The sequence below is a fragment of the Bradyrhizobium sp. AZCC 2262 genome (genome assembly GCF_036924535.1).
In the GTDB taxonomy this organism is placed as follows: domain Bacteria; phylum Pseudomonadota; class Alphaproteobacteria; order Rhizobiales; family Xanthobacteraceae; genus Bradyrhizobium.
The window spans coordinates 1,386,404-1,407,725 of record NZ_JAZHRT010000001.1 but is presented as its reverse complement, the minus strand read 5'-3'; the positions used below and the strand labels follow the sequence as shown (position 1 = coordinate 1,407,725).

18 protein-coding genes and 2 tRNA genes are annotated in these 21,322 nt (G+C 62.3%); 7 read left to right on the top strand and 13 right to left on the bottom strand.

Translation table 11 applies throughout. The annotated features are described in order from the left end of the window. The first annotated feature begins 209 nt into the window (after window positions 1-209). Window positions 210-821, top strand: coding sequence for a hypothetical protein (locus V1283_RS06500; RefSeq protein ID WP_334385609.1), 612 nt, complete (start codon window positions 210-212; stop codon window positions 819-821). 23 nt (window positions 822-844) lie between these two features. Here V1283_RS06500 and V1283_RS06495 read toward each other — a convergent pair whose 3' ends face one another. Next, complete coding sequence (locus V1283_RS06495; RefSeq protein ID WP_334385608.1) at window positions 845-2,068, bottom strand: MFS transporter; 1,224 nt, start codon at window positions 2,066-2,068, stop codon at window positions 845-847. A gap of 111 nt (window positions 2,069-2,179) precedes the next feature. Between V1283_RS06495 and V1283_RS06490 the strand changes: the two genes are divergently transcribed. Further along, a complete protein-coding gene (locus V1283_RS06490) occupies window positions 2,180-3,430 on the top strand; it encodes a NupC/NupG family nucleoside CNT transporter (protein WP_334385607.1) in 1,251 nt (416 codons plus the stop codon). A 94-nt stretch (window positions 3,431-3,524) separates the two neighbouring features. Here V1283_RS06490 and V1283_RS06485 read toward each other — a convergent pair whose 3' ends face one another. After that, window positions 3,525-4,064, bottom strand: a complete 540-nt coding sequence (locus V1283_RS06485) for a cupin domain-containing protein (protein WP_334385606.1) — start codon at window positions 4,062-4,064, stop codon at window positions 3,525-3,527. A 177-nt stretch (window positions 4,065-4,241) separates the two neighbouring features. Then, complete coding sequence (locus V1283_RS06480) at window positions 4,242-4,529, bottom strand: usg protein (RefSeq protein WP_212422107.1); 288 nt, start codon at window positions 4,527-4,529, stop codon at window positions 4,242-4,244. A gap of 382 nt (window positions 4,530-4,911) precedes the next feature. Here V1283_RS06480 and V1283_RS06475 point away from each other — a divergent pair, with 382 nt between their 5' ends. The 3 genes from V1283_RS06475 to V1283_RS06465 all read left to right on the top strand — a co-directional run bounded on the left by V1283_RS06475 (window position 4,912) and on the right by V1283_RS06465 (window position 7,860). Then, window positions 4,912-5,229 (top strand): co-chaperone GroES, encoded by a 318-nt coding sequence (locus tag V1283_RS06475; protein ID WP_212422108.1) that lies wholly within the window; start codon window positions 4,912-4,914, stop codon window positions 5,227-5,229. 90 nt (window positions 5,230-5,319) lie between these two features. Beyond that, the gene (groL, locus tag V1283_RS06470; RefSeq protein WP_334385605.1) at window positions 5,320-6,963 is read left to right on the top strand and encodes a chaperonin GroEL; all 1,644 of its coding nucleotides are present in this window, start codon (window positions 5,320-5,322) and stop codon (window positions 6,961-6,963) included. A gap of 684 nt (window positions 6,964-7,647) precedes the next feature. Further along, window positions 7,648-7,860, top strand: coding sequence for a hypothetical protein (locus tag V1283_RS06465; protein WP_334385604.1), 213 nt, complete (start codon window positions 7,648-7,650; stop codon window positions 7,858-7,860). A gap of 335 nt (window positions 7,861-8,195) precedes the next feature. Here V1283_RS06465 and V1283_RS06460 read toward each other — a convergent pair whose 3' ends face one another. From V1283_RS06460 to V1283_RS06415, 10 genes are all read right to left on the bottom strand, one after another. Continuing rightward, entirely contained in the window at window positions 8,196-8,975 is a 780-nt protein-coding gene (locus V1283_RS06460) for a Crp/Fnr family transcriptional regulator (RefSeq protein WP_442895704.1), read from the bottom strand. A 501-nt stretch (window positions 8,976-9,476) separates the two neighbouring features. After that, on the bottom strand, window positions 9,477-10,028 hold the full coding sequence (locus V1283_RS06455) for a GNAT family N-acetyltransferase (RefSeq protein WP_334385602.1): 552 nt from the start codon (window positions 10,026-10,028) through the stop codon (window positions 9,477-9,479). Between the two features lie 74 nt (window positions 10,029-10,102). After that, on the bottom strand, window positions 10,103-11,254 hold the full coding sequence (locus V1283_RS06450; RefSeq protein WP_334385601.1) for a slipin family protein: 1,152 nt from the start codon (window positions 11,252-11,254) through the stop codon (window positions 10,103-10,105). Window positions 11,255-11,590: 336 nt separating this feature from the next. After that, window positions 11,591-11,658, bottom strand: a tRNA-Ser gene (locus V1283_RS06445). 6 nt (window positions 11,659-11,664) lie between these two features. Continuing rightward, window positions 11,665-11,736 (bottom strand) — tRNA-OTHER (locus V1283_RS06440). A 222-nt stretch (window positions 11,737-11,958) separates the two neighbouring features. Next, window positions 11,959-12,720 (bottom strand): signal peptidase I, encoded by a 762-nt coding sequence (gene lepB, locus V1283_RS06435; RefSeq protein WP_334385600.1) that lies wholly within the window; start codon window positions 12,718-12,720, stop codon window positions 11,959-11,961. Between the two features lie 193 nt (window positions 12,721-12,913). Continuing rightward, on the bottom strand, window positions 12,914-14,407 hold the full coding sequence (locus tag V1283_RS06430; RefSeq protein ID WP_334385599.1) for an AMP nucleosidase: 1,494 nt from the start codon (window positions 14,405-14,407) through the stop codon (window positions 12,914-12,916). A 199-nt stretch (window positions 14,408-14,606) separates the two neighbouring features. After that, on the bottom strand, window positions 14,607-15,785 hold the full coding sequence (locus tag V1283_RS06425) for a tlde1 domain-containing protein (RefSeq protein ID WP_334385598.1): 1,179 nt from the start codon (window positions 15,783-15,785) through the stop codon (window positions 14,607-14,609). Window positions 15,786-16,112: 327 nt separating this feature from the next. Beyond that, window positions 16,113-17,453 carry an RtcB family protein gene (locus V1283_RS06420; RefSeq protein WP_334385597.1) on the bottom strand — a complete coding sequence of 447 codons (1,341 nt, stop codon included), beginning with the start codon at window positions 17,451-17,453 and terminating at the stop codon, window positions 16,113-16,115. A 401-nt stretch (window positions 17,454-17,854) separates the two neighbouring features. Beyond that, window positions 17,855-18,550 (bottom strand): DUF899 family protein, encoded by a 696-nt coding sequence (locus tag V1283_RS06415; RefSeq protein ID WP_334385596.1) that lies wholly within the window; start codon window positions 18,548-18,550, stop codon window positions 17,855-17,857. 332 nt (window positions 18,551-18,882) lie between these two features. Here V1283_RS06415 and V1283_RS06410 point away from each other — a divergent pair, with 332 nt between their 5' ends. Then, entirely contained in the window at window positions 18,883-19,404 is a 522-nt protein-coding gene (locus V1283_RS06410; protein WP_334385595.1) for a FecR domain-containing protein, read from the top strand. 11 nt (window positions 19,405-19,415) lie between these two features. After that, complete coding sequence (locus tag V1283_RS06405) at window positions 19,416-21,311, top strand: CHASE2 domain-containing protein (protein ID WP_334385594.1); 1,896 nt, start codon at window positions 19,416-19,418, stop codon at window positions 21,309-21,311. Window positions 21,312-21,322 lie beyond the last annotated feature (11 nt).

The following is a 21,322-nucleotide window of genomic DNA, read 5'->3' as shown; positions in this document are numbered from 1 at the left end:
AAAAGTTGATTTATTGCGCCAAGCAGCCAAACTGGCTAAAATTGTAGCCCGGCCGTTCTTGTTGCGGCTCGAATTGATTTCCAAAAATGAACAACGAGAGCGATTTTAGAAGGATCAATCTAGATCTCGAGTACCCATATTATCGGGTCTACGATCCCCGTTCCTACTACAGAAATCGCAGGTATTTCAGATTTCTCGGGTGGACAGTGTTGGCCGTCCTCGTCGTGTTAGTGGCCGCCGCATTCTATTGGCAGGTGGCCAGCATTGGATTCCTTGTCGTTCCGATCTTAGGACTGTTGGGCTGGCGAGCGGTAAAGGCAGAGGACCGAGCGGCAGAGAGAGACGAACTATTCAAAAGGCATCATCTCGACAAACGCGCTGAACTTGTAGCGCAAGCCACTATCGAACAGGCACGCACCATGGCACGCCACGACCAACGGTTAGACAAAATTATAACAGGCGCGCAAGCGAAGGCCCTCGGTCAACAAATAATAAATCAAAACACCTATAACATTACAGCCTCTGGGCATGGCACAGTGACAACGAACGTTGTTAGTGGCGACTTTCTCAACCACTCAATCCAAGAACTGAAGAAAGACGACCCAAAACTAGAGGACGCCCTGGAAACGATTGCCGGTTACATCGAGAGCCACGGCACCGAAGCATCTAAGGCCATTTTCAACGACTTCAACAAAAACGTTAGCGAGAAAAGCAGTTCTGGAACATTGAGGGCGCTGTGGCGCGAGATAGTCGATCTCTTGCCTGACGCAATCAAAGTAACCGATGCTGCCGTAACGATCGGCAAGCATTTTGGGTTATAGCGCTCGTCGAAACTAGTTCGCCCCTACTCCAGCCGCTCCACCTTCCTTAGCGCCGGAAACAGCTTCATCCACAACAGCGCGATCGCGATGGTTCCGACGCCGCCGAGCACGGCGGCCGGCACCGTGCCGAACAACGCCGCGGTGACGCCGCTCTCGAACTGGCCGAGCTGGTTTGAGGCATTGATGAACAGGAAATTGACCGCGCCGACCCGGCCGCGCATTTCGTCGGGCGTCGAAAGCTGTACCAGCGAAAACCGTATCACGACGCTGATCGTGTCAGCGGCGCCGAGCAGCGCCAGCGCCAGCACCGACAGCCACATCCACTGCGAAAACGCGAACACCACCGTCGCCGCGCCAAAGACGATCACGGCCTGGAACATCCGCAACCCCACATGGCGATTGATGCTGTGGCGGGCCAGCACGATGGTCATCAGCAGCGAGCCGACCGCGGGCGCGGCGCGCAGGATGCCTAGGCCGAGCGGGCCGGTCTGCAGAATGTCGCGCGCATAGATCGGCAACAGCGCCGTGACGCCGCCGAGCAATACGGCGAAAAGATCGAGCGAGATGGTGCCGAGGATCGCCGGGTTGTTACGAATGAAGCGGACGCCGGCAAACACATCGTCTGCGGTCGCATCCGCTTTCGAAAGTTCCTGCCTCGTCGTGTGGATGAAGCCGGTCAGAACCGCGCCCGCCAGCCAGAACACGACGATGACGAAGTAAGGCAGGCTCGGCGCGAACACATAGGCCAGCCCGCCGAGCGCAGGTCCCGTGATGGTCGCGACCTGGGCTGCGCCGGAGGAGATCGCGGTCGCGCGTTGCACCGAGCTCTTTGGCGCGATCAGCGGCAGCAACGCGGCTGTGGCGGGGCTCTCGAAGGCGCCGGCGATGCCGATCACGAAGGTAGCGATGAATATCTGCGTCACAGTGAGCCAGCCGGCAAAGGTGCTGACGGCCAGAAACAGCGCGGTCGCAGCTTCCGCGATCTGGCAAAGCTGCACCACGCGTTTGCGCTCGAACCGGTCGGCGGCGTGACCAGCGACAAAAACCAGCAGCGCCGTGGGCAGGAATTGCACCAGCCCGACCATGCCGAGCTGGAAGGCGCTGCCGGTGATGTCGTAGATCTGCCACCCGATCGCCACCGCCGCGATCTGGCTGGCGAAGCGCGACAGGCTGCGCGACAACAAAAAGAACAGGAACGGCCCGTGCCTGAGCAGTTCGCGGGCGCCGACCGGCATCGTCGAGGACATGGGCAAGAGCGGTGGCCGAGCGGGATGCAGATGTCAACGGGCAGCCCCGCAACACGGCATTGCGCGCCTGCGCGGCGCTGGCATAATCGATGCCGGGGTTTTGGGGGATTCATGCTGCAACTGCAATCGGCGTTTGGCGTGCTGGCGTTGCTGGCGATCGCATGGGCGCTTGGCGAGAATCGCCGCGCGGTTTCGTTGCGGCAAATGGCGGTTGGGCTGGCCGTCACCGTCGTCACCGCGCTGGTGCTGCTCAAGCTGCCGCCGGTAGCAAGGGCGTTCGGCGCCATCAACGACGCCGTCAATACTATCGCGGCGGCGACACGCACCGGCACCTCCTTCGTGTTCGGCTATCTCGGCGGAGGCGCCCTGCCCTTCGACCTCAAGGCGCCGGGCGCGGATTTCATCCTGGCGTTTCAGGCGCTGCCGATCGTGCTGGTCATGAGCGTTCTGACGACGCTGCTGTTCTACTGGCGCATCCTGCCGCCCATCGTGCGCGGCATGGCGTGGCTATTGGAGCGCACGCTCGGCGTCGGCGGCGCGGTGGGACTTTCGACCGCGGCCAATATCTTTCTCGGCATGGTCGAGGCGCCGCTGTTCATCCGCCCCTATCTGGCGCAGCTCACGCGCAGCGAATTGTTCCTGGTCATGACCGGCGGCATGGCCGGCATCGCCGGCACCGTACTGGTGCTGTACGCCACCTTCCTCGCGCCGCTGATCCCGGACGCCGCGGCGCATTTCGTCATTGCATCCGTGCTGGGCGCGCCGGCGGCTATCCTGGTCAGCCTCATCATGGTGCCGGAGACTTCGGACAAGCGTACGGGCGGATCGTTGGAAGATCCCGACATGCACGCCTCCTCCACGATGGACGCCATCGCCAAGGGCACCACGGCGGGACTTGAACTGCTCCTGAACATCATAGCCATGCTGCTGGTGCTGGTGGCGCTGGTCTACCTCGCCAACGCCATTCTTGGGCTGTTGCCCGAGATCGGCGGCGCCAAAATTTCGCTGCAGCGCCTGCTCGGCTACCTGATGGCGCCGGTATGCTGGCTGATGGGCTTGCCCTGGCCGCAGGCAATCACGGCGGGCAGCCTGATGGGCACCAAGACCGTGCTCAACGAATTGATCGCCTATGTCGACCTGTCAAAGCTCGGCACCGATGCACTCGACCCGCGCTCACGGCTGATCATGCTCTATGCAATGTGCGGCTTTGCCAATTTTGCCAGCCTCGGCATCATGATCGGCGGCCTCGGGACGATGGCGCCCGAAAGGCGCGAGGAGATCAATGCGCTGGGGCTCAAATCGATCGTATCAGGCACGCTGACGACGTGCCTGATGGGCGCGGTCGTGGGGGTGTTGACGTGAACCCTCTCGTCGTTCCGGGGCGACGCAGAGCGTCGAACCCGGAACCCCGAGATTCCGGGTTCGATGCTTCGCATCGCCCCGGAATGACGGCATCTCAACTCGCCAATTCCACCGTCTTGAACTCCGCCGGCAAAATCACTTCCAGCAATTCGACGTCGTCGGAATAATCCATGATCAGGTGCTTGATGCGCGGCGGCTGGGTCCAGGCGCTGCCCTCTTTCATCAGCGTCTCACCCTGCCCTTCCATGTAGGTCTTCACCCAGCCCTTGAGCACGTAGACCATCTGGAATTCGACGTCATGGAAATGCAGCTTTGAGACTTCCGCCGGATTGCACGGCCCCTGGAGGCGGATCACATGCGCCTGCGCCAGGCCGTGGGTGGCGTCCGCAATGCCGAGGTCGCGGTATTTTGCGTAAGTGCGCAGGCCGTCGGCTTTAAAATCTTCCTCGCGGTGATGGCTGATGGCGATGCGCTGCTTCGGCCGCGCTTTCTTGACCGGTTTGGCTTTCGACACGCGTCCCTTGGATTTGAGGGCCTTGCGGGCGCGCGATTTGGCTGCCGTCTTGTGGCCCGACCATTTCTTCTTCACGGCGGGCTGCGCCGCGGGTCGTGATGTCGCCTTCTGCTTGGCCATGGTTGCCTCCCTTTTTTTGTTGATGCATTGGAGGCTAACACGAATTGCATTTTGTAGGGTGGGCAAAGCGAAGTGTGCCCACCGTCACGAGCGAGATCTATGTTTGGCATGGTGGGCACGCGGAGCCTGTCATCGAGCGCGCATTCGCGCGACCCGGTGGCTTTGCCCACCCTCAACTCAATGCAGCCTGAACACGCCGTCGACCGCGCGCAGTTCGGCCGGCTTGATCAGCCTGGAATGCGCGACCGTTACGGAATAAAGCGGGCCATCGAGCTTTTCCTGCCAGAAGGCGAGGAAATCCTTCAGCGCCGGAAATTTCGGAAACAGATCGTAATTCTGCCAGACATAGGTCTGCAGCAATGAGGGATGATCGGGCATCCGATACAGGATTTGCGCCGTCGTCAGCCCGTAACCCAGCACCTGCTTCCGGAAATCGTCGGAAGCAACTCCAACCCGCGACACCATGCCAAACCTCCATTGCTGGAAGCGCATTTCACGTGGTGGCCACACACCGAGCCACCCCGGCGGAGATGCGCTCACATGAGAGAAATGTGACGCACGAGACCAGCCCATCACAAGCCTAAATGTTTAATGAATTGTTGAAAATTCACGCGTTAGCAGCAGCTTACCGCACGTGCTAATACGGGGTCCGGACACTCCGCCCGCCGGATTAATCATGATTAACGAAATTGGCAGGCGTCACATTTGAGTGCCAATTTTTCTGCTAGAAGCCCTTGTCCCCCGAAGAATACTGGCCTAAATCAGCCGCAGCCGAGCTGGCACTCGCCTGCCCGGACTGCCAAAATTCCAGAATCTGACAACATCTTCAGAAACTTAGGAGGACTGCATGAAATTCCGTCCGCTTCACGACCGCGTCGTGGTCAAGCGCATCGACGCCGAAGAGAAGACTGCTGGCGGCATCATCATTCCGGATAGTGCCAAGGAAAAGCCCTCACAGGGCGAAATCACCGCCGTCGGCCCGGGTGGCCGCGACGAAGCCGGCAAGCTGATCCCGATCGACCTCAAGGTCGGCGACCGCGTCCTGTTCGGCAAGTGGTCGGGCACCGAGGTCAAGATCGACGGTGAGGATCTCCTGATCATGAAGGAGAGCGACATCATGGGCGTGCTCGACGTCCCCGCCGGCACCAAGAAGAAGGCTGCCTAAGCACTTCGCCTGCAACGCTCACCCTGAGGAGCGCCGCAAGGCGCCTCCCCGACAGGGTGAGAGACAAGCATCAACTCAGGGAAACCAAATATGTCAGCTAAAGAAGTAAAATTCGGCGTCGATGCCCGCGACCGCATGCTGCGCGGCGTGGACATTCTCGCCAACGCCGTCAAGGTGACGCTCGGCCCCAAGGGCCGCAACGTCGTACTCGACAAGTCGTTCGGCGCTCCCCGCATCACCAAGGACGGCGTCACCGTCGCCAAGGAGATCGAGCTCGACGACAAGTTCGAGAACATGGGCGCGCAGATGGTGCGCGAAGTCGCCTCCAAGTCGGCAGACGCTGCCGGCGACGGCACCACCACCGCGACCGTTCTGGCGGCTGCGATCGTCCGTGAAGGCGCCAAGTCGGTTGCCGCCGGCATGAACCCGATGGACCTGAAGCGCGGTATCGACCTGGCGGTGGAAGCCGTGGTCGCCGACCTCGTCAAGAACTCCAAGAAGGTCACCTCGAACGAGGAAATCGCCCAGGTCGGCACCATCTCCGCCAACGGCGACGCCGAAATCGGCAAGTTCCTCGCCGACGCCATGAAGAAGGTCGGCAACGAGGGCGTCATCACGGTTGAAGAAGCCAAGTCGCTCGAGACCGAACTCGACGTCGTCGAAGGCATGCAGTTCGACCGCGGCTACATCTCGCCCTACTTCGTCACCAACGCCGACAAGATGCGCGTTGAGATGGACGACGCCTACATCCTGATCAACGAGAAGAAGCTCTCCTCGCTGAACGAGCTGCTGCCGCTGCTTGAAGCCGTGGTGCAGACCGGCAAGCCGCTGGTCATCGTCGCGGAAGACGTCGAAGGCGAAGCTCTCGCCACCCTCGTCGTCAACCGTCTGCGTGGCGGCCTCAAGGTTGCTGCCGTCAAGGCTCCGGGCTTCGGCGATCGCCGTAAGGCCATGCTGCAGGACATCGCGGTTCTGACCGGTGGTCAGGCGATCTCGGAAGATCTCGGCATCAAGCTCGAGAACGTCACCCTGCAGATGCTCGGCCGCGCCAAGAAGGTGATGATCGACAAGGAAAACACCACCATCGTCAACGGCGCCGGCAAGAAGGCCGACATCGAGGCGCGCGTCCAGCAGATCAAGGCGCAGATCGAGGAAACCACCTCGGACTACGACCGTGAGAAGCTGCAGGAGCGTCTGGCCAAGCTCGCGGGCGGCGTAGCCGTGATCCGCGTCGGCGGCGCGACCGAAGTCGAGGTGAAGGAGCGCAAGGATCGCGTGGATGACGCAATGCATGCGACCCGTGCGGCGGTTGAAGAAGGCATCGTGCCGGGCGGCGGCGTCGCCCTGCTCCGCGCCTCCGAGCAGCTCAAGCGCATCAAGACCCAGAACGACGACCAGAAGACCGGCGTCGAGATCGTCCGCAAGGCGCTTTCCTGGCCGGCTCGCCAGATCGCGATCAACGCAGGCGAGGACGGTTCGGTCATCGTCGGCAAGATCCTCGAGAAGGAGCAGTACGCTTACGGCTTCGACTCGCAGACCGGCGAATACGGCAACCTGGTCTCCAAGGGCATCATCGATCCGACCAAGGTGGTTCGTGCGGCGATTCAGAACGCGGCTTCGGTTGCGGCTCTCCTGATCACCACCGAAGCGATGATCGCCGAACTGCCGAAGAAGGGTGGCGCAGCCGGCGGCGGCATGCCTCCGGGCGGCGGCATGGGCGGCATGGACTTCTGATCCATTCGCTCAGGCGATATCCAAGAAATGCAAAACCCCGGCAGCGATGCCGGGGTTTTTGTTTGAGCAGACGACGCGGACGGCCGCCACTGCGCAGTAACCGCCGACGCAAAGTTGCAACGTCACGCTGAAGAAAAGACGCCACGCTCGTTGGGATATCCTTGTTATGCACATGGTTTTATAAATATACGATGGTGTGTGTTGACAATTTCAAAAAAAATTTGCGCGAGAGTCGCAAACCGAACCGACAACCCGACTTTTCGTGGCGCAAAGTAACGTCGGGGCTAGATCAAGGCTCACCCAAAATCCGATCGAACGCGGAGCGCGAGCTCTCGTGACGCCGGTTGGCGTCGCGGGGAATGCTTTCGGCTGAGCAGGACAATCGTGCCGTGAGTGAATGCGAAGTGAAAGTCACGCTGAACGCGACGGAAACAGGCGAGCCGATCAGGAAACATTTCACCAAGGTTCTTCACCGAGCGGGCTGAGAAGCCGCGCTCAACGTCAAAGGTTCGTTTGAGGAGGGATCCGGCCGGTAGGAATAAGCCCCGTGACGAGCAAGAGCCCCACTGCCCGATGCTCGATCAGACCAGGTGCGCGATGCCCCCCAGTAACCCGCACCGACAAGAGGCGCGCTCCAACCGGCCGGTACTTTACTGCGTAAAAAGTGATTTCCAGGAGGGCGTTATGGGTATGGTCATGGTCAAGTGTCCGCAAACCGGACACGCAATTCCCACCGGCATCGAGACTGATCGTGAGAGCTTCAGGCGCAGCGTGGTGTTTTTCTCGCGCACCCGTTGCCCGATTTGCCGCGCCGATCACGCCTGGTTCGCGCCGGAAGCCTGGGTCGACGAGCCGCGCATCCGGGTCCGGCGCCGCGGCGCGGACACCCTGGCGTAAGCGTCGGCGTTGATCAGGCTGTCATCGCGATTGGGGGACACCATGGCGCGAATACAAATATCGACTGAAACGTCGACCTGGCTGCTACAGGCCAGGGACTTTCTCAACGAAGCACGACGGCTGAAGCCGGGTCCTGAGCGCAATGATCTGCGCCAGACGGCGAAGGTGTTGCGCGAGATTGCGAGGCTCGAAGCGGCATCCGGGTCAACACTCGGCCGGGATTGGCGGCAGGGAACCGGATCGGGTCGAGAATCCACTGTTTGATAGGCTTTCCGCCTATGCCGCGGCAGGTCGCGATGCGGAAGGTCGAGCAATTGCTGCGGCGGCAAACGCGCTCAGACGGCACCGCCCGATTTGACTCCTGGAATGCGCCGGTCTTCGGACAGAGCCGCCGCGCGAGGCCGGCCCAAATTCGTCGCGAACATCTCCTCGACTTCGAGGTGCATGACGTTGTGGCATTCGCACGCTGCCGCCGCGAGCCGCGCCGGGTCGATCTCGATCAGCCCTCGTCGATCTGACCTGATTGCGCCACTCATGCGCAGATTGCGCATCAGCAGCGTCACGGTCGTACGTCGTACACCGAGTATTTGCGAGAGTGCCTGCTGGGTGATCGGGAGCACATCATGGTCGACGCGGTCGCGAAGCTGCAGCAACCAGCGCGCCATCCGCGCCTCGACCGGGTGAAGCGCGTTGCAGGCCGAACCGAGCTGCAGCTGCTTAAGCATCGCCCTGACATGAATCTGGACCGCGTGCCGTATCGCCGGGCTCCGGTTGAAAGCGGTGTGAAATCGCGATGCGGGTACCCGTGCGGCGGTGCCGGCCGCACGAACGACCGCGGTATTGTCTGCAGACGACGGCCCGAGCACCGAAAGAATACCTACCGCCCCTTCGCGCCCGACCGCGGCGATGGCAACTGTATGCCCGTCCGCCATGTCGATCATCAGCGAGATGGCGCCGCTATAAGGGAAGAACACGTATTCGATCGCGTCGCCCGTCCGCGAAATGGCCACGTCCTGATCGAGCGCGATCACCTCGAGCTCTGGCTTCAGCAGATCGAAATCCGATGCCGGCAATGCTGCAAGAAGGCGATTACCTATTGCCGCAGGAGGCGTCACTGCACGGAACCCGCGGTGAAGCGTCCGCGACCATCGCCATGTGGAGTGTCCCGGAACTGCGGCCTGAACATGAGTTTAAATCTGCTTTCTCTACCTACATTCACTCAAAACGCTCACTCTAACAATGAGCGCCAAAGGCGCGGGCGCAATGCAGACTGCTCGCTCCTCTTAAGGAGTTAGATGCAAATGAGTCTCCGGACGCAACCCAAAAATGCGCATGGGTAACACCGTAAGCTTACGGGAACGCGCGGGTTCCAATTCCGGCGCACGGCAAGGCAAATGGCTGAAACGGCGGCCTTTGCGCTTCAATGAGCGGCAACCACGACGAGCGCCGCGTCGAGCGTGCGGCACCGGCATTGTAATGCAGCCACTAGTGTCACGCTGTTGCACCACCATGCCGATCCGCCCGTGACGAATGGCACGCCGTGCGCCGTTGCCACCGGCATCGATGGACATGCCAACGCCATACGACGGAAGGCGGCAAGCAAGGATGCTCGCTCCTCACTCCACCCGTGCGCGACCGCCCTGCCGATACCGGTCCTTCGTGATCTCGAAGATGAAATACGGCCTGTCGCCGGACAACGCCCGGGTGAACAGTCCCTCGCGCTTGATGCCGCCGATCTTGGTCATCGCGCCCTGCGAGCGCCAGTTCTGATCGCCGACCCAGAAGATCACGGTATCGACGAAGGTGAACGCGTGGTCGAGCATCAAGCGCTTGACCTCGCGATTGGCACGGCCGCCCCAGTGGCTGCGCGACAGAAAGGTCCAGCCGATCTCGATCTCGCTCAATTCGGGCTCGTAGCCGTAATAGCGGCTTGAGCCGATGATGCGCCCGCTCGCCCGGTCGACGAACGCAAAGCCCATTTTTGAATCCACCGCGCCATCAAAGAATTTCCGAAACCCAGCCTCGGTGTAGCGATCCGGCACCGGATGCACTTTCCAGATCTCCGGATCGGAGCCGGCCGCAAACATGTCGGTCCAGTCGTCCATGGAAATGGGCCTGACTGATATGCTGGGGCCGACAAGCGTCGGCTGAAAATCGGGCTGTGACATGGATGAGAATGTAGCGTTGCGCCGTGAAGTCTGAAAACAAAAAATGAAGGGCCGCCCGTGGGCGACCCTTCCCGTCATGCATTCTCCGCGGGCTTCAGGCGGACCAGCTTGGTGAGCAGCGCGTCAAGGCCCTGCCCGTCACCCGCATGAAGGTCGATGCGACCGACCTTCTCCACCAGCCGCTCCAGCGACTCCAGCTCCTTGAGCCGCAGCAGCAGAGGGTTCTCCTCCATCAGCCTGGCGGTGTTCAGGAGCGACCGCGTCGCCGCGGTCTCTTCCTGCCGGCGGATCAGGTTCGCCTTCGCGACCCGCTCCGCCTCCACCACCTTGTTGACGAGCTCGCGGATCTCGCCGGGCAGGATCACGTCCTTCACGCCGAGTTCGGAGACCTCGACACCGCTATCGGCGATGCGCTCACGTACGTAATCGCGCAGCTCCGCATCCAGCGTTGCCTTCGCCGAGAGCACCTCGTCGAGCGTACGGCCGGCAACCGCCTCACGGATAGCGAACTGCACCAACCGGTACAGCCACGCATCCACGTCAGGCACGGCCGCGACCACGCGCTCGGGGTCGACGATCCGCCGGAATGCCGTCAGGGTCACACGCAGCGCGATGCGATCCCTGGTCAGCATTTCCTGCGCGGTGATCTCGACCGCCTGGGGACGCAGATCGAGGCGCTTGACCTCGATCTTGCGGCCGGCGATCCAGAAGGCGTGCCGTCCGGGCGCGAGCCGCTCCACCAGCCGGCCCTCGACATAGAGCAGACCGGCTTCGTGGTTCTCGACCACCGCTTCCGTTACGATGGTGGGACGGTTGCGCTCGATCATCGCCAGGTGGCGTGCGGTCACGCGGGGATCGTCCGCCACCTCGATGCGCTCGACATCGAGGGACGTTACGACCTTCCAGTAGACGCGCGCCTGCCAGGGCGTCATCAGGTGCACGGGACGGCCATCGAGGCTGACGATGGCGATCTCGTTCGCCTTCGTCTCCACCGCCTCGAACAGCTCCGCAGCCAGATCGGGCCGCGCGGCCTTCAGCACGGCGTAACGCTCCGCGGGGAATTCAGCGCGAACGATGTTGAAGATCTCCGCCGTCAACTGACCCCGCAGATCGAACAGCCGGTGACGACCGGGTTCGAGCACGCGCTCGAGCTTGCCGTTGCGCGTCAGCAAAGCGCGCTCGCCATCCTTCACCGTCAGCGTCTTCATCAGCAAATGCCAGGTCATGGCACGCCTCCATGGTTTGCCCTCCGGCCCTCTCGGGGTCGGAAAGCGGGTTTCGTTTTGCAAAGGACGTGGGGACGCGGACGACGCTTCCTGAAAGCTCGGCGGGCCGGGTTTGAGCCTGCGCAGATATCGGGCGCATGCGCGCGATCACTCGACTTGCGTCGAGCGGTCGAACGTTGCCACCCGGCATCAACGCAAGCGGAATCCACCGCGGCGCAAGGCGGGTCTCACAGTGTCTAGGTTCGGACGGAAAGCCTTTCGGCAATACGGCCGGACTGCGATGGAAGCGCGCGTCCGGTCCCCTTCAATGGGAATCAGCTTTTTAGGCTGAACCGGAGCGTTTGAACGGGATTCGAACCCGCGTCACGATGATTAGTAGTCATCTGCTCTACCACTGAGCTATCCTTCGTTGGTGCCATAGACCGGAATCGAACCGGCGACCTTCGGGTCACCCCGACGCTCTACCGCTGAGCTACTATCGCGTCTTCACCTGGCGGAACACGAAACCGCAAGACCGGCCCGCGCCAGTCGGGATCACAACGAGCCCGAACACATGGCCAAAGCGAAGGAGCGGGTCAATAAACGAAACATCTTTCAGTTGCAAGAGCGGTTTTCAAAATTCCGCACGCCTTGTGACTTCTCCGTCACAGCCGATCAGCCGGTGCCCGCAGCGACACTGAGTTGCCGCTGCACGAAGATCCCGCTCAATGCACGAGCATGCCTATCCGTTCGGATCGCAGGATCGACGGCTCTCCGCCGGCACGGGGCGCACGGGAGAAATAGATGAGGCCGGCACGGCCGACGATATTTTCCATCGGTATATAACCGACCGCCGAAAGCACCCGGCTGTCGGTGGAATTGTCGCGGTTATCGCCCAGCACGAAGACGTGGCCACTCGGGACCTTGTAGACATTCGTGTTGTCGTAGAAGCCGTTGTCGACGCAATCGAGCGTCTCATAGCTCACGCCATTTATCAGCGTCTCGCGCCAGCGTTTGGTCGGATTGCTATCACCCATCCCGCACGGCTCGTCACCGGCGAAATCAGACAACCTTCGCCGTTTAACCGGCACGCCGTTGATGAAGAGCAGCCCTTGCTGCATTTGAATAGCATCACCGGGTAATCCCACGACGCGCTTGATGTAATCGACCGAGTCGTTTTTCGGCATCCGGAATACAACGACGTCGCCGCGCTCCGGCACCGAGCCGAAGATGCGCCCTGAAAACAGACGTGGTGAAAACGGCATCGAATAGCGGCTGTAGCCGTAGGCATACTTCGAGACGAAAAGACTGTCGCCTTCCAGCAAGGTCGGCATCATCGAACGGGCCGGAATATAGAACGGATGGAACAGGAACATCCGGAAGAGGATCGGCGAGAATATCGGGATCGTCAACATCACGGCCACAACAATAAGAGCTATCTTGCCCCATCGCGGCGGGGATCGGCCCGCGTCCTGAACCAATGTCATGATTACCCAGCCCTGATCGCTTGCGACCAAGATAACCGAGATGACATCAAGTGCAATCCAAAATTGTATCCGAACCGCCGTCCTCGGTACGCGTTCGTGGCCCGGATGAGCGGAGCGACATCGGGGACCACTCCAACACCCCCGGATATCGCTTCGCCCATCCGGGCGACAAGCCTCGCTTGAACGTCATCGCCTACTGAAATGCGACTTCGGCAAAACTTCTGAGCTTACGCGAATGCAGGCGCTCCGACTCCTGGTGCTTGAGCCGTTCGAGCGCCTTCAGGCCGATCTCGAGATGTTGACCGACGCGTCGCCGGTAGAATTCGCTGGCCATGCCGGCGAGCTTGATTTCGCCGTGCAGCGGCTTGTCGGAGACGCACAGCAAAGTGCCGTAGGGAACGCGGAAGCGATAGCCGTTGGCGGCTATCGCCGCGGACTCCATGTCGAGCGCGACAGCGCGGGATTGCGACAGCCGTCGAATGACCGATCGCCCACTGATTTCCCAATTGCGATTATCGACGCTGGCCACCGTTCCGGTGCGCATCACCCGTTTGAGCTCAAAGCCGGTCAGCCCGGTAACCTCGCCGACCGCCTCCTCGAGCGCGACCTGCATCTCGGCAAGCGCCGGGATCGGGACCCAGAGCGGCAGCTCATGGTCGAGCACGTGGTCCTCGCGGACGTAACCATGCGCGAGCACGTAGTCGCCGAGCCGCTGCGTATTCCTGAGGCCCGCGCAATGCCCCACCATCAGCCAGGCGTGCGGCCGCAGCACCGCGACGTGGTCGGTGACGTTCCGCGCATTGGACGGACCGATGCCGATGTTGATCAGGGTAATGCCGCCATAGCCGGGCTCGACGAGATGAAAGGCAGGCATCTGTGGCGCGCGCTCAGGCGTAATCCCGGTCGTTCCACCGCCAAGCCGCGCATTGCGCGTGATCGTATTCCCGGGCGCAACGAAGGCATCGGGGCCTGTCGCACCCGATGCGAGGCGCTGCTGGCACAGTTGCACGAAAGCATCGACATAGAGCTGGTAGTTCGTGAAGATCACGAAATTCTGGAAATGCTCGGGATCGGTGCCGGTGTAGTGATAGAGCCGGCGCAGCGAGTAATCGACCCGCGCCGCACGGAACAGCGACAGGGGTTCGGGTGCTCCCGGGGGCAGCTCGAATGTGCCGTCGGCGATCGCATCGTCCATGGCGGCGAGATCGGGCGTATCGAACACGTCGCGCAGCGTTCGCGTAAAGGCCGAACTGTCGGCAATCGTCAGCGCCGCCTCGATGTTGATGTCCCGCCGATAGGCGAAATGAATCGGAATGGGTTCGTTCGACTCGCCGATTTCAACCGGTACGCCGTGATTGTTGACCAACAGCTCGATTTGCTCGGTGAGATAGGTGCGGAAAATATCCGGGCGCGTCACGCTGGTCTCATGCACGCCCGGCCCGGCGACAAAGCCGTAAGCGAGACGCGAATCGAGCCGCGCATGGGTCGCGGTCGTCATCCGCACGAACGGATAGCAGGCTCGCACGCGCGTCGTGAACGCCCCGCCATTGACATAGGCTTCAAAGCGATCCCGAAGGAACCGGGTGTTGCGCTCGTAGATCTCTTCGAGACGGGCAACGGCCGCACCGGCATCGACGAATGCTTCGGTCGCGAAGGGCGGTGGAGTTTCGACGATTGCGGAACACATGTCGCTTCGCGCCAGATTGGTTGTCGAGCGGAGACTCACTCTGAAATATAACCACAGGGGCCGCAATCCCGTCCACGACTCGATTCGGTGATTATGTGTCCAGCGTTCGCAGGAACGATCTATTTTGCCGGGCGCCTGGATTTGCGCCATGACGGGTTTGCGCCATCAGGCGGCGCACGAGAGCAGCGATGCAGTCCCGCTACTGGACCTTCGCCAGCACCGCGAGGCGGCGGATGCCCTTGTTCTTGTAGGCATCGAGGAACGCGTAGTAGTCCTTGAAGGAGACGCAGCCGTTGGACTGGCCGCTGGGCCCGAGCATGTAGGTGTGCGCGAGCAACCCGTCGCGGCCGTAGATTTTTTCCTCGCCGCCGATCGGGGTCAGCCGCAGCGCCGGCACGCCGTGAAACAGCGTCTCGCGCGGCTTCAGTTCGTAGACGTGCGGCGGCGTCACACCCTGCATCCGCACATGCGAGGATTTGGGATCGTCCATCCTCGAGCCGAGCCCCGAATGCGCCTCCAGCCTGGTGCCGTCGGGCAAATAAACCATCTGGGCGGAAATGTCATAGACCGCGGTCTGGCGGTCATAGGGCGGCGCGCCGCCCATCATCGGGTTCTGGCTTCGCGTATCGATGATGCTGCCGGTGACGCTGGCGTCGGCCGACGCGAAGGCGAGCAGCGAGTTCTGCGAGGACTGCTTGCCCCACAATTTTTCGACCATGGTCTGCTTGTCGCTGGAAGCAATCGACATCACGGCGGCCTTGGCGCGCTGCGCCATGTCGCGCATGGTAGAGCCGGACGCCGGCGCGGTCTTGGCGTCCGCAGTTTTGGCTTCCGTAAGCTTGGCTTCGGCCTCCTTCGGCGCCGTTGCCAACGCGAGCCGGGTGGCCGGCGCAGAAACTTTCGGCTTCGCCGCTTCGGCAGGCTTCGACGCCTGCACGGCCTTCGGCGCTTCGGCCGGCGGCGAAGCTTCCGCCAGTTTGGTCGGTTCGACGGGCCTGGCTTCGATCGATCTGGACGGCTCGCCTTGCGGCGCCGCCGCGGCGAACCGTTCGCTGAACATCAGCGAACTCGCGACGTTCTCGGGCGCGGGGATCACCAGGGATTGTTGCGGCAGCGATGCGAAGATTTCGTTGAAAGCCGGCGGCACCGGACGGGCAGCGACCACGGTCGGGTTCTTGACGGCGGGCGCCTCGAAGGCGGCGCTGTTCACGGATGGATAGACGCTGGCGCCTAACACGTTGGTGTAAACGGTCCAGGCGCAGCCCAGCACGAGGCCCGTGACCGCGACACCGCCGACGAAATATTGGGGAATGCCCCTACGGGAAGGTTTCCTGCGGTTGTGCACCGCAGGGCCGAACGCACGCATACGCTTACTCATTTACACAACGCCCAGAACAACAATTCCACCAACTCCCCCGGTTTGATGCCGCGTCCGGATAGGTCCCCGACAGCATCTCGCAGAGGCACAGAGCGTCATTAAGGCGGCTTTTAGTTAAATCCGACTTAAACTCGGGCGGATGTAAGGCATGGAACAAGAGTATGGAACTATTGAGGAAATTGCTTTCGTATTGATGCCGCGGGTTCCACCAAAATCGGTGACATCCGGTATGTCTGCCCACCGGATGTCCCATATCGGGCCAAGTTGCGGCATTGGCGCGTTTTCCAGCGAAACATGCCCCCGGACCTGATCCGAGGGTCGATCCCGCTAGTCCTTGAACGGGTCGAACTCGTTCTCGCCGGCCATGGCGACTGCGAACGGGCGCAGCGTGTGCTGCACCTTGATCGAGCGGGCGTGCTCGGCCAGCACCTCCGGCAGCCTGCGATAGGCCATCGGACTTTCATCGAGGTCGGCGCCTACCAGCGTCACGCCACGCGATTGCAGCCAGGCGTCCATCTCGGCCCGCGTGAACCGCCGCTTGGCCTCCTTGCGGCCGAACAAGCGGCCTGCGCCGTGCACCGTCGAGTAGAGCGAAGCCTTCGCCTCCTCGCTGTCGACGCCCTCGACGATCACAGCGTCGTCGCCCATCGATCCGCCGATGAAGCCACGCTGACCGGGAAATGCCGGCGTTGCGCCCTTGCGCACCACCCACAAATCCTTGCCGCCATGGTTCTCCCGCCACGCGTAATTGTGGTGATTGTGAACCATGTCGGTGACCTCGCCGCCGATGATCCTGCGCACGCGCTCGATCACCCATTCGCGGCCAGCATAGGAGTAGCGCCCGGCGAGTTGCATCGCCGCGATGTAGCGCCGTCCGATCTCGCTGTCCTCGTCGATGACGGCGGGCGGCACGTTCATGCCGTCCTTGCCGCCCGCGGCCTTGAGGTAGCGGGTCGCACTGGTGTGGCCGAGGCCGCGGCTGCCGAAGTGCACACCGATCCAGACAAAGCCCTCCTCGTCGCGCAACAGGTCGACATAGTGGTTGCCCGAGCCGACGGTGCCGAGCTGCGAGACCGCCTTCTGCCGGTAAGCGCCCATGTCGGACTCGCGCCACGCATCGCCGTCGTCGAACAGGTCATGCTCGACCCGCTCGTCGTTGGTGCGTCCGACGCCGAACGAAATCACGTTGTGCACGTCCTTGATGATCGTGCCGACGTTGCTTTCGATCTGGCTGAACGGCGTGTCGAGGCGCACGGCCATGTTGCCGCAGCCGATGTCGAAGCCGACACCGGAGATGCTGATCTGCTTCTCATAGGCGATCACGCCGCCGACCGGCTGCGCATAGCCGAGATGACCGTCGGCGCAGATCACGCCGGCGACGGCGTTGCCGACCGACATGCAATTGCGCATCTGCGCGATCGTGGCGTCATCATGGTTGCCAAAGACCTTGAGCGGGCTGTTCTGGTACTGCGCGGCCTGGGGCTTGAGCGCGATATCGGCGGCAACAGCCTCCGCGTCCCGCGCAAGCTTTTCCTTGCGCGCGGCATCGCGAAACAGGCACCACGTCGGCATCGGCCGCTGGCCGGGCCGATCGATCTTCGCATAGGGGTCAAGCCCGGCTTCAACGGCCAAAGCCCTGGCCCGCTCCTGGTAGGGATCGGATCGCATCTGATCCTCCTTCACTGCAATATACATCGTTCCGAAGGCCCTTCGGGACTTCGGTCAAATCCCATGTCAGTCGCGACACGGGCCGGTTCGGTTTGCAGGCAGGGAGTTGGGGGTGCATTTAGCCGCGTGCGGATCATTTCTCTCTGCCTGGACGGCAGAGGGATGACCCGCTGCCGCTACGCTGCTAGTTCGCTTGGCGAAATCGGTGCTCTCGTCGAATGCACGCCAACAGCACACGCCAAAGCGCGACCACGCCGGACAACCGGCTGGCCTGCATAACGTGAAGCATTGGTGTCCATACGAAGCATCGTCTTTCCCGGAGATCGGCGAGAAGCGCGCGATCACATACAGCAATTCCAGGATTTGTAAATAGCGCCCACAACGTTCGCGGGTTGCAGACGCTAATAACTCAAGCGCGGATACCAATCCTTGCCGCGCCCTTCGGGCGTCGTGTCGAGGACGGTCCACAGCGGATCCATATCCGGTGCGCCGCGCGGGTCCTGTCCGGGATCGGCGGTCGATGGTCCCATTTCGCCGGACCAGAAATGGCGGATGCTGCCGTCGCGGCGCGTGAACACGTTGTAGCCGGGCGCATCCGCATCCGCGGCGCTGACATAGTCGCGCGTGTAGTCGCCCGATGCGTCCGAGTAGATCCGGTGCCGCGTCCAGCCGCGCGCCCTCTTCGCCGCGATCAGCCGCGCGATCGGCGAGCGCGCCACGAACACGAACGCGATGCGCTGTTCGACATCGGGCAGCTTCGCTTCCCAGGTGCTCATGAACGATGTGCACATCGGGCACGGCTGCTCGCGCTGCGGTCCAAACATGTAGCTGTAGATCACAAGCGTCTGTTTGATGCCGAACAGGTCCGGCAACGTCGCCTTGCCGCCCTCGCCTTCGAATTCGTAATTCTTCGTCACCGCGCCGCCCGGCGGCAGCGTGCGGCGCAATTCGGCGACCCGCTCGATGTGACGGCGCAGCTCGATCTCTTCAGTCAGCAATTGCTCGCGGGCGCGGCGATACTCGGCGTTCTCGTTGGGAAAGCGCACGCCGTTGCCACGTGCGAGTTCAGCGGCGGGTTTCAGGGAGGAACCGGACATGACAAAACCTCGATCTTGGTTGACCAGTTACAAGACGTTTCGAGCCCCTGCGGTCCGACAGGTCAGCAGAAAAGTGACCCCGAAACCCGTCGTTTGAGGGCTCGCGCATAAAAGTTGCATACCGGCATTGCATCCGCGTGGGTCCGTGCCGCAAATCAGCCATTTCCGGCACGTTCTTCGATTGAATCGCGCGATTGGCGTTATCGCCGAACCTTACGAGCCGTCAGCAGACACATTATGTACGCGCCTAATTCGCTTTGCATACGGGGGCACCATCGTGATACGGTACCGTATCAATCCAATTTCTCCCATACCCGGAAGGGGAAGCTGCCATGACAATGCTGGCACGCGCCGGATGGATCGCTTTTTCAAGCCTGCTGCTGCTCACCGGTGATGCGGTAGCCCAGCCGGCCAAATTCGGTTGCAATGCACAACAGGCAGCCCAGGGAACACAAACGCTCCATTGCCCGACCGCGATCACAATCGTGGCCGAAAGCGGCGCGACGTTCGAGCTCAGGGATCGCAACCGCGATGGCCATGTCGATTCCGTCGAACTCAGCAACAAGGCCCTGTTGCTCGAAGTGCCGAAGAAGCCGGGTCGCACCCGGTTCGACGTGGTAACGCCGCAGGCGATTGCGGCGGTGCGCGGCACCAAATGGGCGGTGGACGCCGAAGGTGCAAAGACATCGGTGTTCGTCGTCAACGGCCGCGTCAGCGTGGCGCGCCCCGCCGGCCGCGGCAGCGTCGTGCTCGGCGCCGGTGACGGCGTCGATGTCGAGCCATCGGGCGACCTGATCGTCAAGCGCTGGCCGCCTGCGCGCGTTGCGGCCCTGATGGCAAGATTGGGACAATAGAAGACACGCAAATGAACCGTCGACGTCTTCATATTCTGGTTGCGTTGCTCTGCACGGGATTGTGGGCAGGCGCGATATGGCTCGGCCATACCAGCGGCCATTTGCGGTTTCTCGACCGGCTCGAGTCGGCATTGACTGACGTGCGAACGTTGGCGCGCGGCGTTAAGGCGCCGCCGGACCTCGTCACGATCGTTGCGATCGACGACACCATCGTCAAACTCGGCGGCACCTATCCGCTGCCGCGCGCCGAAATAGCCAGGATCGTCGAGGCGATCGCGCGGCTGGAGCCGAAGGTGATCGCGATCGATCTTCTCCTGGTCGACAAGGGACCCGCCGATGGCGATGCGGCGCTCGCAAAAGCGCTCGCGGCGAGTCCGACCGTGCTTGCGGCGGCGGCGGTATTTTCGAACACCGTTCAGCCTTCCGCCGAAGACGACGGACCGCTGGCCCGCCTGCCGAAGGCCGACCGCTTCCTGCTGCCGCTCCCGGCATTTGCGGACCGCGCCGAAGTCGGCATCGCCAATGTGGCGACGGGCCAGACCGGCACGCCGCTGTCGGTCCCAATGCTGTTCCGGACACGCGACAAGATCGAATTGTCGTTTCCGCTTCGTGTCGCATCTGTCGCCATCGGAAAGCCGCTGACGATCGAACCCGACCGCCTCAAGTTCGGCGACCGGCCGATCGCGACCGCTTCCGATTACGCGCTGCCGATTTCCTATTACGGCCCGCGCCACACCATTCGCACCGTCAGCGCCGCAAATCTGGTCGACGGCCAGATCGACAAGGAAGCCATTCGGGGCCGAATCGTCGTCCTCGGCGCGACCGCAACCGGCGCCGGCGACTTCTTCCCGACGCCGTTCGACTCACTGATGCCGGGGGTGGAAATCATTTCCACCGCGATCACGCATCTGGTGGCGGGGGACAGCATGGTGCGCGACCGGCCGGTTCGCATCGTCGAGGCCGGCACGACGATCCTGCTTCCGATGCTGCTGGTCGGTTTGCTGGCGTGGCGGCGAAACGCGATCGGTCTGCCGACGGTCACCGCCTTGATGCTGGCATCGGCAGCCGCAAATGCGATCGCCTTCGCGCACGGCATATGGCTCGACGCCGCGACGACGATCCTGGCGGCTACGCCGCCGGTCATCCTGTTCGGTACGCTGCAATTGTGGTCGGGCCGGCGCAGCGCGCAGCATCTCGCCGTCCAGAACAGGCTGCTCGAACAGTTCCAGACGCCCGGCCTGCAGCAATGGCTGATGCGCGATCCCGACTTCCTGCTGGCGCCGGTCAGGCAGAATGCCGCCGTCGTATTCGTCGATCTCTCCGGATTTACCTCGCTCAGCGAAACGCTCGATCCGGATGCCACGCGGGGGCTATTGAAGGAGTTTCACGCCCTGGTCGACAAGGAAGTGACGCGGTGCGGCGGCATGATCACGAGCTTCCTCGGTGACGGCGCCATGATCCTGTTCGGCCTGCCCGAGGCATCGCCGGACGACGCCACGCGCGCGGCACAATGTTCGATCGCGCTCTGCGTCAAGACCGAACGCTGGATCGAAGCCCTGCCGTCGGAAATGGCGGCGCGCATTGGCTTCAAGATCGGCGCGCATTTCGGGCCGATCGTCGCCTCCCGGCTCGGCGGCCGCAACCATCAGCACATCACCGCGACCGGCGACACCGTGAACGTGGCCAGCCGCCTGATGGAAGTGGCAGCCCACCACGATGTTCGATTGGCGCTGAGCGATACGTTGCGCATCGCAGCCGAACGCACCGGCGCCCGGCTGAAGACCGGAAGCCTCGCCGGCCCCGTCGAGTCACAGATTCGCGGCAGATCAGGCTCGCTCACGGTCTGGCTGTGGCGGAGCGAACGGCCCACGATGGATCAACGGGCGCATCCCGACGCTGCGGAGTGACCGGCCGCGCG

Coding starts and splice junctions, on each gene's coding strand:
- V1283_RS06420 (WP_334385597.1), bottom strand. CDS start 17,453: ATGCGATCCGATCCCTACCAGGAGCGGGCCAGGGCTTTGGCCGTTGAA.
- V1283_RS06495 (WP_334385608.1), bottom strand. CDS start 2,068: ATGTCCTCGACGATGCCGGTCGGCGCCCGCGAACTGCTCAGGCACGGG.
- V1283_RS06490 (WP_334385607.1), top strand. CDS start 2,180: ATGCTGCAACTGCAATCGGCGTTTGGCGTGCTGGCGTTGCTGGCGATC.
- V1283_RS06465 (WP_334385604.1), top strand. CDS start 7,648: ATGGGTATGGTCATGGTCAAGTGTCCGCAAACCGGACACGCAATTCCC.
- V1283_RS06425 (WP_334385598.1), bottom strand. CDS start 15,785: ATGAGTAAGCGTATGCGTGCGTTCGGCCCTGCGGTGCACAACCGCAGG.
- V1283_RS06410 (WP_334385595.1), top strand. CDS start 18,883: ATGACAATGCTGGCACGCGCCGGATGGATCGCTTTTTCAAGCCTGCTG.
- V1283_RS06415 (WP_334385596.1), bottom strand. CDS start 18,550: ATGTCCGGTTCCTCCCTGAAACCCGCCGCTGAACTCGCACGTGGCAAC.
- V1283_RS06450 (WP_334385601.1), bottom strand. CDS start 11,254: ATGACCTGGCATTTGCTGATGAAGACGCTGACGGTGAAGGATGGCGAG.
- V1283_RS06455 (WP_334385602.1), bottom strand. CDS start 10,028: ATGTCACAGCCCGATTTTCAGCCGACGCTTGTCGGCCCCAGCATATCA.
- V1283_RS06480 (WP_212422107.1), bottom strand. CDS start 4,529: ATGGTGTCGCGGGTTGGAGTTGCTTCCGACGATTTCCGGAAGCAGGTG.
- V1283_RS06485 (WP_334385606.1), bottom strand. CDS start 4,064: ATGGCCAAGCAGAAGGCGACATCACGACCCGCGGCGCAGCCCGCCGTG.
- V1283_RS06430 (WP_334385599.1), bottom strand. CDS start 14,407: ATGTGTTCCGCAATCGTCGAAACTCCACCGCCCTTCGCGACCGAAGCA.
- lepB (WP_334385600.1), bottom strand. CDS start 12,720: ATGACATTGGTTCAGGACGCGGGCCGATCCCCGCCGCGATGGGGCAAG.
- groL (WP_334385605.1), top strand. CDS start 5,320: ATGTCAGCTAAAGAAGTAAAATTCGGCGTCGATGCCCGCGACCGCATG.
- V1283_RS06405 (WP_334385594.1), top strand. CDS start 19,416: ATGAACCGTCGACGTCTTCATATTCTGGTTGCGTTGCTCTGCACGGGA.
- V1283_RS06475 (WP_212422108.1), top strand. CDS start 4,912: ATGAAATTCCGTCCGCTTCACGACCGCGTCGTGGTCAAGCGCATCGAC.